Consider the following 12,974-nt stretch of genomic DNA (forward strand, 5'->3'; position numbering starts at 1 on the left):
TCTCAACAATAGAAACAAACAAGTTTTTTTCGTATTGTCTTCGATTTGCACTAACTTTGCCACTTGTTCAGAGTAATGAATTGTTCTTCGATACCGGATTACACTCATACTTTGGATTTAGTGGTGGCACTCGGAGGGATACCGAGTGCCTTTTTCTTCCTTTTTCCAATCAATTATCCCGTTAAATATCAATCCACTAAACTCCAAAGTAATGAACAACAAGAAGAAAAACGAGGGTCAGACCGACTTTTCCTATTACGGTCTGTACCTGCTGGACTACCTCCGCACGAACAAGTTTGAACAGGCGACTGACACCGCTTTCATACGGGAACGGGCCGACCGTGCCGCCGAAACGTATGAAAAGGCGCGGCTCGAAGGCTATCCCGCCGATGGCGCGCAAGAGCAGGCGATGGACACGCTGCTGCGCGGGCTGCGCTATTCCCGGTACGCCATTCTCCGTGAAGTCGTGGAGAGCGAGTTTTTCGACGAAGTGCCGGAAGAGAAACAAGAAGCCTTTATTCTGAAACTCATGCCGCTTGTCGGCAACGTGTTCTCCGTCTATGACCTTTCGGACGACAACTTCGCCCTGTCTTCCGATTACGACCTGCTCTACACGGAGCTGACGGGGGCAACCGTCCTTTACATCGGGGAATATGGCGTTTAACCGCAAACAGAAACTGCGGGACAACATCGAGGCGATACGGACGGCATTCATCCTTGACAGGGAAAACAGGACAGCGACAACCGAAGAGCGTGCCATACTTCAAAGGTACTGCGGTTTCGGCGGTCTGAAATGTATCCTCAACCCTGCAAAGGAACTGACGGATGCCGTCCGGTGGGCGAAATCCGACCTCGAACTGTTCGCCCCGACAGTGGAGTTGCACAGGCTTATCCGTGAGAACAGCAAGGACGAAACAGAGTACAAGCGGTTTGTGGATTCGCTGAAAGCGTCCGTGCTGACCGCTTTCTACACCCCCAAAGAGATAACCGACACCATCGCGGACGTGCTGGCAGATTACAGCGTCCGCCCCGCCCGTATGCTCGAACCGTCGGCGGGGGTTGGCGTGTTCGTGGATTCCATGCTGCGGCACAACCCCAATGCGGATGTGATGGCTTTCGAGAAGGATCTGCTCACGGGTACAATCCTGAGGCATCTCTATCCCGGCAAGAAAACGCGCACCTGCGGTTTTGAGAAAATCGAAAGACCGTTCAACAATTATTTCGACTTGGCGGTGTCCAACATTCCGTTCGGAGACATAGCCGTGTTCGACCCTGAGTTTCAGCGGAGCGACTCATTCGGCAGACGCTCCGCCCAGAAAGCCATCCACAACTATTTCTTTCTCAAAGGACTGGATGCCGTGCGTGACGGCGGTATCGTGGCGTTCATCACCTCGCAAGGGGTATTGAACAGCACCAAGACCTCCGTGCGTAACGAGCTGTTCAGTAAGGCTGATCTGGTATCCGCGATACGCCTGCCCAACAACCTGTTCACGGACAACGCGGGGACAGAAGTGGGCAGTGACCTGATTGTCCTGCAAAAGAACCTCAGCAAGAAGGAAATGTCGCAGGACGAGCGGCTGATGACCGTAATACAGACGGACACGAAAACCGACCTGACCGACAACGCCTATTTCATCCACCACCCGGAACGCATCGTGCATACGACGGCGAAACTTGACACCGACCCATACGGGAAGCCCGCTATGGTCTATCTGCACGAGGGCAAGGCAGCAGGCATCGCCGGGGATTTGCACCGTATGCTCGACGAGGATTTCCATTACAGGCTCGCCATGCGTCTGTATTCGGGTTCAATCCGGCAGTCGGGAACGGAAGAAAAAGTTACCGTTCAAAAGGAGGTGGAGCGTACTGCCATAAAGATGGAAACAACATCTTCGATGCAGGCGGTGGAAACTCCGACGGAGAAACCGCAACCCACAGAGGAAAAGCCGGAGATAGAGCCACGTCCGAAATATTCTGACGGTGTGCAGCTATCCTTGCTCGATCTCTGGGGGATGACGGAAGAAGTCAGCCAACAACCGAAAACCGCCAAAAAGAAAAAGGAGGCGAAAAAGGAAAGCTCGGCAAGGCGCGTTCTACCCAAGCCACAGGTGCATGTCACACAAAATGTTACGGCTGTGCCGACGGCTACCACCCCTAAGACTGTAACAGAGAACAAGGAGGCTAAAACGGAGAACACCGCCAAGCCTGCCGACCCGGACGACATCTATGCCACGTTGGACTGGGATACCAATCCTCCCATCAACGGCTTCTACGAGATGATGATGGATTTGACGCCGGAACGCAGGAAGGAACTTCGGGAACTGGCAAGGCAGCATAACGAGAAACAAGCGGCGGCGGAAAAGATGGAAGTGAAAGCCGTGCCGGACACTCCCCGTGAGCAACCACGGCAGGAGGAAACACAGCCGGAAGCAGTCACCGCACCTGCCGTTACAGATACCCCACCGGAAGCGGTGGCGACCTCCCTTTTCCCCGACATCGAAGCGGAGAAGCCGAAGGAAGAAGTCGTGGACCTTTCGCCGCGTGCCTACCACCGCACGCCGGAGATGCACCTGCGCGAAGGGTCGCTGGTGGCTGACAGGGGGCGTCATAACATCGGCTACCTGAAGGACATCACGCCATACGGGGCGACATTCCAGCCGCTCGACCTGAAAGGCTACCAGAAGGAGAAGGCGTTACAGTATGTTTTACTCCGTGACGCCTACGAGCGGCTGTACCGCTATGAATCGAACCTGCATGAAGCAAATGTCCCGTGGCGAGAGCATCTAAACACCTGTTACGATGAGTTTGTCATGCGCTACGGCAACCTCAACGCCAAGCAGAACGTGAAGTTAGTGATGATGGACGCGAGCGGGCGTGACATCCTTTCGCTGGAACGGGCGGAGAACGGGAAGTTTGTCAAGGCGGACATCTTCGAGCGTCCCGTTTCCTTCTCCGTGGAGAGCCATGCCAACGTCGGCTCACCCGAAGAAGCACTGTCCGCGTCGCTCAACAAGTTCGGCACTGTCGATCTCGACTATATGCGGGAGATAACCGACAGTACGGCGGAGGATTTGCTCACAGCCCTGCAAGGGCGCATCTATTACAATCCGCTCGTAACCGGTTACGAGATTAAGGACCGCTTTATTGCCGGAAACGTGATAGAGAAAGCGGAACGCATAGAGGCTTGGATGGGCGAAAACCCCGAAAGTGAACGTATGCCGGAGGTGAAGCAGGCGTTGGAGGCTCTGAAAGATGCCGAACCGCCGCGCATCGCTTTTGAAGACCTTGATTTCAATTTCGGGGAACGCTGGATTCCGACGGGTGTCTATGCCGCCTACATGAGCCGGCTGTTCGACACGGAGGTGAAAATCGCCTACTCTGCAAGCATGGACGAGTTTTCGGTGGCGTGCGGCTACCGCACCATGAAAATCACGGACGAGTTTCTGGTGAAGGGGTATTACCGTAACTATGACGGCATGCACCTTCTGAAACACGCCCTGCACAACACCTGTCCCGACATGATGAAGTCCATCGGCAGGGACGAGCATGGCAACGACATCAAGGTGCGCGACAGCGAGGGAATACAGCTCGCCAACGCCAAGATTGACGAGATACGAAACGGCTTCTCCGAATGGCTCGAAGAGCAGTCGCCACAGTTCAAGGAGCGGCTGACGACGATGTATAACCGCAAGTTCAACTGTTTCGTGCGCCCGAAGTATGACGGCTCGCATCAGACTTTTCCCGACCTCAATCTGAAAGGGCTGGCAAGCCGGGGCATCAGGAGCGTCTATCCCTCGCAGATGGATTGCGTCTGGATGCTGAAACAGAACGGCGGCGGAATTTGTGACCACGAGGTTGGAACCGGCAAGACGCTGATAATGTGCATCGCCGCGCATGAAATGAAGCGTCTGAACTTGGCGCACAAGCCGATGATTATCGGGCTGAAAGCCAATGTTGCGGAGATTGCCGCCACCTATCAAGCGGCATATCCCAACGCGAGGATTCTGTACGCTTCGGAGAAAGACTTTTCGACCGCCAACCGCGTGCGTTTCTTCAACAACATCAAGAACAACGACTACGATTGTGTCATTATGTCGCACGACCAGTTCGGCAAGATACCGCAGTCGCCGGAGTTGCAGCAGCGCATCCTGCAAGCGGAGCTTGACACGGTGGAGGAAAACCTCGAAGTGCTGCGCCAGCAGGGAAAGAACGTATCGCGGGCGATGCTGAAAGGTCTGGAGAAGCGCAAGCATAACCTTGAAGCGAAATTGGAGAAGGTGGAACACGCCATAAAGTCACGCACGGACGACGTGGTGGACTTCAAGCAGATGGGCATCGACCACATTTTCATTGATGAATCGCACCAGTTCAAGAATCTGACTTTCAACACGCGCCACGACCGTGTGGCGGGATTGGGGAACAGCGAGGGAAGCCAGAAGGCACTGAACATGCTCTTTGCTATCCGCACCATACAGGAGCGCACGGGCAAGGACTTGGGGGCGACCTTCCTCTCCGGCACGACTATCAGCAACTCGCTGACTGAGCTGTACCTGCTGTTCAAGTACCTGCGCCCGAAGGAGCTGGAACGGCAGGACATTCGATGTTTTGATGCGTGGTCGGCGATATTTGCCAAGAAGACAACGGATTTTGAGTTCAACGTGACGAACAACGTGGTGCAGAAGGAGCGTTTCCGCTACTTCATCAAAGTGCCGGAGCTTGCCGCCTTCTATAATGAAATCACGGACTACCGCACGGCGGAGGATGTGGGCGTGGACCGTCCCAACAAAAACGAGATACTGCACCACATACCGCCCACGCCGGAGCAGGAGGACTTCATACAGAAGCTGATGCAATTCGCCAAGACGGGCGACGCCACCCTGTTGGGCAGACTGCCGCTTTCGGAAACGGAGGAAAAGGCGAAGATGCTTATCGCCACGGACTATGCCCGGAAGATGGCACTCGACATGCGCATGATAGACCCGCATTACGAAGACCACCCCGACAACAAGGCGAGCCACTGTGCCAAAATAATCGCGGAGTATTATCAAAAATACGACGCGCAGAAAGGCACGCAGTTCGTTTTCTCTGACTTGGGGACTTACCAGCCGGGCGATGGGTGGAACGTCTATTCGGAAATCAAGCGCAAACTGACGGAGGACTACGGCATACCGCCAAGCGAGGTGCGCTTCATTCAGGAGTGCAAGACCGACAAGGCTCGGAAGGCGGTGATAGATGCCATGAACGCCGGGACGGTGCGTGTGCTGTTCGGCTCCACCTCCATGCTCGGAACGGGTGTGAACGCACAGAAACGGTGTGTGGCAATTCATCATCTTGATACGCCGTGGCGACCGTCCGACCTGCAACAGCGTGACGGACGGGGAGTTAGAGCAGGCAACGAGATAGCCAAGCATTTCGCCGGGAACAACGTGGACGTAATAATCTACGCGGTGGAAAAATCACTGGACAGTTACAAGTTCAACCTCCTGCACTGCAAGCAGACTTTCATCAGCCAGCTTAAAAGCGGTGCTATGGAAGCGCGTACCATCGACGAGGGGGCAATGGACGAGAAATCGGGCATGAACTTCTCGGAATATATGGCGTTGCTATCCGGCAACACCGACCTGCTGGACAAGGCGAAACTGGAAAAACGTATCGCCTCGCTCGAAGGGGAACGCAAGTCGTTCAACAAGGGCAAGCGTGATTCGGAGTTCAAGCTGGAATCGAAGACCCGCGAGCTGGGCAACAACACAGCTTTCATAGATGCCATGACGGAGGACTGGAACCGCTTCCTCTCTGTGGTGCAGACCGACAAGGAGGGCAATCACCTTAATATAATAAAGGTGGACGGAGTGGATTCCGCCGATGAGAAAGTCATCGGAAAGCGTTTGCAGGAGATAGCCAAGAATGCCACGACCGGAGGGTTGTACACGCAGGTTGGAGAGTTTTACGGTTTCCCGATAAAGGTGGTCAGCGAAAGGATACTCAAAGAGGGATTGGAGTTTACCGACAACCGCTTCGTGGTCGAGGGGAACTACAAGTACACCTACAACAACGGGCATCTGGCGCTGGCTGACCCGTTGGCCGCCGCCCGCAACTTCCTCAACGCGATTGAGAGAATCCCCTCCATCATCGACCAGTATAAAGCGAAGAATGAGGTCTTGGAACGTGAGATACCGCAGTTGCAGGAGATAGCAGGCAAGGTGTGGAAGAAGGAGGAAGAACTGAAACAGTTGAAGTCCGAACTTGCCGCCCTTGACCGCAAGATACAGCTGGAACTTGCGCCGCCTACACCCGAAATCACCGAAAAGGAGCATGAAGGGCAACAGGTCAAACCGGAAGCGAAAGGTGTGCGAAACGGTATCAGGCAATATCCCGAAGATACATCACCGCAAATACGCAATCCATCGGAAAGTATTATCGCCAATCACACCATAACTGGGCATCCGGGGCTGTATGCCAAGGAGGAAACCCGGTCCAAAGGATTGAAAATATAACCTTAGGAATTTTATCTGAAGTATTAATAAGGGCTATCCCAAAAGGTCTAAAAGTAAATTTTATCCTTTCTGCAAGTATCTGTAGGATGGCAACTGCATTTTTTTTCTTTTTGGGCAGCCCTTATTAAAATTTATTCTTATTTTAGGTTATATACATTCATGTCCATTTATGTAAAAAATCCTGCTGACCTTGTTTATGTCTTGTCAGTCACCATTTGCAAAACCATATTTGACCCTCAAAGAGGCTGAATTTGATAAGCAACTTGCTACATACTCATAATAAGGAGCTAAATAGAACACGAATGGGAAATACTCAAATGCCAAACTAAAGAAGATATTGGCCAAAATAAACGTTATACCGAGAGAGAAACTTGATTTTTTTCAACTTCCTAAAACGTTGTTGTTCAAACATTTCTACTTATTTGTACTTACCAGTTGAACCTACGCTTCCCTAATAAAATGTCTATGGTAAAAAGTTAAAAAATCCTCCCACTTTTGTTAGATATATTTTTTTGTGTAATTTTGTAATCGTTATGCGGCAGTAATAATATACATATTAATACGAGTTAGTAATCCTGTAGTTCTCACATGCTACGAGGAGGTATTAAAAGGTGCGTTTCGACAATGCATCTATTGTAGTATATTATTGCTTAATCCAAATGAATATTATAAATTTAGGAATTCTTGCTCACATTGATGCAGGAAAAACTTCCGTAACCGAGAATCTGCTGTTTGCCAGTGGAGCAACGGAAAAGTGCGGCCGTGTGGATAATGGTGACACCATAACAGACTCTATGGATATAGAGAAACGTAGAGGAATTACTGTTCGGGCTTCTACGACATCTATTATCTGGAATGGAGTGAAATGCAATATCATTGACACTCCGGGACACATGGATTTTATTGCGGAAGTGGAGCGGACATTCAAAATGCTTGATGGAGCAGTCCTCATCTTATCCGCAAAGGAAGGCATACAAGCGCAAACAAAGTTGCTGTTCAATACTTTACAAAAACTGCAAATCCCGACAATTATATTTATCAATAAAATTGACCGTGACGGTGTGAATTTAGAGCGTTTGTATCTGGATATAAAAACAAATCTGTCTCAAGATGTCCTGTTTATGCAAACTGTTGTCGATGGATTGGTTTATCCGATTTGCTCCCAAACATATATAAAGGAAGAATACAAAGAATTTGTATGCAACCATGACGACAATATATTAGAACGATATTTGGCGGATAGCGAAATTTCACCGGCTGATTATTGGAATACGATAATCGATCTTGTGGCAAAAGCCAAAGTCTATCCGGTACTACATGGATCAGCAATGTTCAATATCGGTATCAATGAGTTGTTGGACGCCATCTCTTCTTTTATACTTCCTCCAGAATCAGTCTCAAACAGACTTTCAGCTTATCTCTATAAGATAGAGCATGACCCCAAAGGACATAAAAGAAGTTTTCTAAAAATAATTGACGGAAGTCTGAGACTTCGAGACATTGTAAGAATCAACGATTCGGAAAAATTCATCAAGATTAAAAATCTAAAGACTATTTATCAGGGCAGAGAGATAAATGTTGATGAAGTGGGGGCCAATGATATCGCGATTGTAGAAGATATGGAAGATTTTCGAATCGGAGATTATTTAGGTACTAAACCTTGTTTGATTCAAGGGTTATCTCATCAGCATCCCGCTCTCAAATCCTCCGTCCGGCCAGACAGGTCCGAAGAGAGAAGCAAGGTGATATCCGCTCTGAATACATTGTGGATTGAAGACCCGTCTTTGTCCTTTTCCATAAACTCATATAGTGATGAATTGGAAATCTCGTTATATGGTTTGACACAAAAGGAAATCATACAGACATTGCTGGAAGAACGATTTTCCGTAAAGGTCCATTTTGATGAGATCAAGACTATCTACAAAGAACGACCTGTAAAAAAGGTCAATAAGATTATTCAGATCGAAGTGCCACCCAACCCTTACTGGGCCACAATAGGGCTGACGCTTGAACCCTTGCCGTTAGGGACAGGGTTGCAAATCGAAAGTGACATCTCCTATGGTTATCTGAACCATTCTTTTCAAAATGCCGTTTTTGAAGGGATTCGTATGTCTTGCCAATCTGGTTTACATGGATGGGAAGTGACTGATCTGAAAGTAACTTTTACTCAAGCCGAGTATTATAGCCCGGTAAGTACACCTGCTGATTTCAGACAGCTGACCCCTTATGTCTTCAGGCTGGCCTTGCAACAGTCAGGTGTGGACATTCTCGAACCGATGCTCTATTTTGAGTTGCAGATACCCCAAGCGGCAAGTTCCAAAGCTATTACAGATTTGCAAAAAATGATGTCTGAGATTGAAGACATCAGTTGCAATAATGAGTGGTGTCATATTAAAGGGAAAGTTCCATTAAATACAAGTAAAGACTACGCCTCAGAAGTAAGTTCATACACTAAGGGCTTAGGCGTTTTTATGGTCAAGCCATGCGGGTATCAAATAACAAAAGGCGATTATTCTGATAATATCCGCATGAACGAAAAAGATAAACTTTTATTCATGTTCCAAAAATCAATGTCATCAAAATAATGGAGCGGTCAGGAAATTTCTATAAGGCAATACAGTTGGGATATATACTTATCTCCATTCTTATCGGATGTATGGCATATAATAGCCTCTATGAATGGCAGGAGATAGAAGCATTAGAACTTGGCAATAAAAAAATAGACGAGCTCCGAAAAGAAATAAACAATATCAATATTCAAATGATAAAATTTTCTCTATTGGGTGAAACAATACTGGAATGGAACGATAAAGATATCGAGCATTACCATGCACGGCGTATGGCAATGGACAGTATGCTCTGCCGTTTCAAGGCCACCTATCCAGCAGAGCGCATCGATAGTGTGCGCAGTCTTTTAGAGGATAAGGAACGACAGATGTTCCAGATAGTCCGGTTAATGGATGAACAACAATCTATTAACAAGAAGATAGCCAATCAAATTCCGGTTATTGTGCAGAAAAGTGTGCAGGAACAGTCCAAAAAGCCAAAACGAAAAGGTTTCTTGGGCATCTTTGGCAAAAAAGAGGGAACGAAGCCAACGACAACAACGACTACGCTCCGTTCATCCAATAGAAACATGGTCAACGAACAGAAAGCGCAGAGCCGTCGATTGTCAGAACAAGCCGATAGTCTTGCTGCCCGTAATGCAGAACTTAACAGACAACTGCAAGGATTGATTTGCCAAATCGAAAAGAAGGTACAATCTGATTTACAAAATAGAGAAAGCGAGATAACAGCGATGCGTAAAAAATCATTTATGCAGATAGGCGGCTTGATGGGATTTGTTCTTTTGCTGTTGGTCATTTCCTATATCATCATACACCGTGATGCAAAGAACATTAAACGATACAAACGCAAGACAACGGATTTGATCGAGCAATTGGAACAGTCCGTGCAACAAAATGAGGTACTCATAACCTCCCGAAAGAAAGCGGTACATACTATTACCCATGAGTTGCGTACACCACTGACGGCAATAACTGGCTATACCGAACTTTTGCGGAAAGAATGCAATAGCGGTAATAATGGGCAATATATCCGAAATATACTGCAATCCTCCGACCGTATGCGGGATATGCTCAACACTTTGCTTGACTTCTTCCGCCTGGACAACGGCAAGGAACAGCCCCGTCTGTCACCCTGCCGGATTTCTGCAATCACGCACACACTTGAAACGGAGTTCATTCCTGTTGCAGTGAACAAAGGGTTGTCCTTGTCCGTGAAGACTGGACACGATGCCATTGTATTGACCGACAAAGAGCGAATAATACAAATCGGGAATAACCTGCTGTCAAACGCAGTCAAGTTCACAGAAGAAGGCGGTGTTTCTTTGATTACTGAATATGATAATGGAGTTCTGACACTGGTCGTTGAAGATACAGGTACAGGCATGACAGAAGAGGAACAGAAACAAGCGTTCGGTGCGTTTGAACGTCTATCAAATGCCGCCGCAAAGGAGGGTTTCGGGCTTGGGCTTGCCATAATGCGTAATATTGTGTCGATGCTTGGCGGAACAATCCGTTTGGACAGCAAGAAAGGGAAAGGCAGTCGTTTCACAGTTGAAATTTCTATGCAGGAAGCTGAAGAACAGCTTGGATATACAAGCAATACACCTGTTTATCATAACAATAAATTCCATGATGTTGTCGCCATTGACAATGATGAGGTATTACTTCTGATGCTGAAAGAGATGTACTCCTAAGAAGGAATACACTGCGACACTTGCACCGATGCTGCGGAACTGATGGAAATGATACGCCAGAAAGAATACAGCCTGTTGCTGACAGACTTGAATATGCCCGGTATAAACGGTTTCGAATTACTGGAACTGTTGCGTTCGTCCAACGTGGGCAATTCACCAACAATCCCGGTGGTTGTGGCAACCGCTTCGGGCAGTTGTAACAAAGGGGAACTATTGGCAAAAGGCTTTGCCGGATGCCTGTTCAAGCCGTTCTCCATATCGGAGTTGATGGAGGTTTCCGACAGGTGTGCCATAAAAGAAACACCGGACGGGAAACCGGATTTTTCAGCTTTGCTGTCTTACGGCAATGAAGCCGTTATGCTGGAAAAGTTGATGACGGAAACTGAAAAAGAGATGCAGACAATACGGGAAGCGGCAACAGAAAAAGACCTGCAAAAGCTGGATTCCCTGACACACCACCTGCGCAGCTCGTGGGAGGTGCTACGTGCCGACCAACCGCTAAATGTACTTTACAGATTGCTTCATGGCGATGTACTCCCGGATGGTGAAGCGTTAAGCCATGCCGTGACTGCCGTGCTGGATAAGGGAGCGGAAATAATCCGGTTGGCAGAAGAGGAAAGGAGAAAATACGAAGATGGATAAGACAACAATAATTGTGGTAGAAGACAATATCGTGTACTGCGAGTTTGTCTGCAACATGCTGGCGCGGGAGGGCTACCGCACCGTGAAGGCTTACCACCTCTCAACCGCGAAGAAACATCTACAACAGGCGACAGATAATGACATCGTGGTTGCCGACCTGCGCCTGCCTGACGGTAACGGCATTGACCTTTTGCGCTGGATGCGAAAGGAGGGAAAGATGCAGCCCTTCATCATTATGACCGACTACGCCGAAGTTAATACCGCCGTGGAAAGCATGAAACTCGGCTCGATAGACTATATTCCCAAACAGCTTGTGGAGGATAAACTTGTCCCCCTGATCCGTTCCATACTGAAAGAACGTCAGGCAGGACAACGCCGTATGCCTGTGTTCGCCCGTGACGGTTCCGCATTTCAGAAAATCATGCACCGTATAAGGCTGGTAGCCGCTACCGATATGAGCGTGATGATATTCGGAGAGAACGGCACGGGTAAGGAACATATTGCCCACCACCTGCACGACAAGAGCAAGCGGGCAGTCAAGCCATTCGTGGCGGTGGACTGCGGTTCACTCACCAAAGAGCTTGCGCCCTCGGCCTTCTTCGGACACGTCAAGGGAGCGTTTACAGGAGCAGATTGTGCCAAGAAAGGATATTTCCATGAGGCGGAAGGCGGCACGCTGTTTCTGGACGAGGTAGGAAACCTCGCGTTGGAAACCCAACAGATGTTGCTCCGCGCCATACAGGAGAGGCGGTATCGCCCGGTCGGAGACAAGGCAGACAGGAGTTTCAATGTCCGCATCATCGCCGCCACCAACGAGGATCTGGAAGCGGCAGTGAGTGAAAAGCGTTTTCGGCAGGATCTTCTGTACCGCCTGCACGACTTCGGGATAACCGTTCCTCCGTTGCGTGACTGTCAGGAAGACATCATGCCGCTGGCAGAGTTCTTCCGTGATATGGCAAACAGAGAGCTGGAGTGTAGCGTGAGCGGGTTCAGTTCCGAAGCACGTAAAGCGTTGCTGACACACGCATGGCCGGGCAACGTGCGGGAACTTCGGCAGAAAGTTATGGGTGCTGTATTGCAGGCGCAGGAAGGTGTTGTCATGAAAGAGCATCTGGAACTTGCCGTGACGAAACCGACCTCTACTGTCAACTTCGCCCTGCGCAATGACGCGGAGGATAAGGAGCGGATATTGCGTGCGTTGAAACAGGCAAACGGCAACCGGAGTGTCGCCGCCGAACTGCTCGGAATAGGCAGGACAACACTATACAGCAAACTTGAAGAGTATGGACTTAAATATAAATTCAAGCAATCATAGCCTGTAATTCACTGAATTTGGCTATCTTTGCATAACATTTGAGAAAAACGGCGATTGGCAGGAGCTTTTCGCCGCCAACATATAGGATAAGACCGCAAGGCGTTTCAAGCGAAAATCTGGTAAATTGGAACTACGGAGACGATTGCGTGATGCTTATGCTATGCTTACGCATAGCGTGCATTCACGTACTCTCCGTAAAGGCTTTACCAGAGCCATCGCTTGAAGGTAGTGTGAATTGCACGCTACTTTTTTGCCCTTGCCT

At 49.1% G+C, this 12,974-nt stretch carries 4 protein-coding genes and 1 pseudogene; all 5 read left to right on the forward strand.

What is annotated here, in order from left to right:
* Positions 1–211 precede the first annotated feature (211 nt).
* The gene (locus R3O62_RS17375) at positions 212–664 is read left to right on the forward strand and encodes a DUF1896 domain-containing protein (protein ID WP_002561000.1); all 453 of its coding nucleotides are present in this window, start codon (positions 212–214) and stop codon (positions 662–664) included.
* Positions 654–6,494 (forward strand): N-6 DNA methylase, encoded by a 5,841-nt coding sequence (locus tag R3O62_RS17380; RefSeq protein ID WP_317472529.1) that lies wholly within the window; start codon positions 654–656, stop codon positions 6,492–6,494. The genes R3O62_RS17375 and R3O62_RS17380 overlap by 11 nt, the downstream gene beginning before the upstream one ends.
* A gap of 659 nt (positions 6,495–7,153) precedes the next feature.
* Positions 7,154–9,079, forward strand: coding sequence for a tetracycline resistance ribosomal protection protein Tet(Q) (gene tet(Q), locus R3O62_RS17385; protein WP_002560998.1), 1,926 nt, complete (start codon positions 7,154–7,156; stop codon positions 9,077–9,079).
* Positions 9,079–11,397, forward strand: a pseudogene (locus tag R3O62_RS17390) (ATP-binding protein). Before tet(Q) ends, R3O62_RS17390 begins: the two are co-directional and overlap by 1 nt.
* A complete protein-coding gene (locus R3O62_RS17395) occupies positions 11,390–12,712 on the forward strand; it encodes a sigma-54-dependent transcriptional regulator (RefSeq protein ID WP_002560996.1) in 1,323 nt (440 codons plus the stop codon). Before R3O62_RS17390 ends, R3O62_RS17395 begins: the two are co-directional and overlap by 8 nt.
* Positions 12,713–12,974: the final 262 nt, after the last annotated feature.

Source organism: Bacteroides hominis, assembly GCF_033042785.2.
Lineage (GTDB): Bacteria > Bacteroidota > Bacteroidia > Bacteroidales > Bacteroidaceae > Bacteroides > Bacteroides hominis.

Coding starts and splice junctions, on each gene's coding strand:
- R3O62_RS17375 (WP_002561000.1), top strand. CDS start 212: ATGAACAACAAGAAGAAAAACGAGGGTCAGACCGACTTTTCCTATTAC.
- R3O62_RS17380 (WP_317472529.1), top strand. CDS start 654: ATGGCGTTTAACCGCAAACAGAAACTGCGGGACAACATCGAGGCGATA.
- R3O62_RS17395 (WP_002560996.1), top strand. CDS start 11,390: ATGGATAAGACAACAATAATTGTGGTAGAAGACAATATCGTGTACTGC.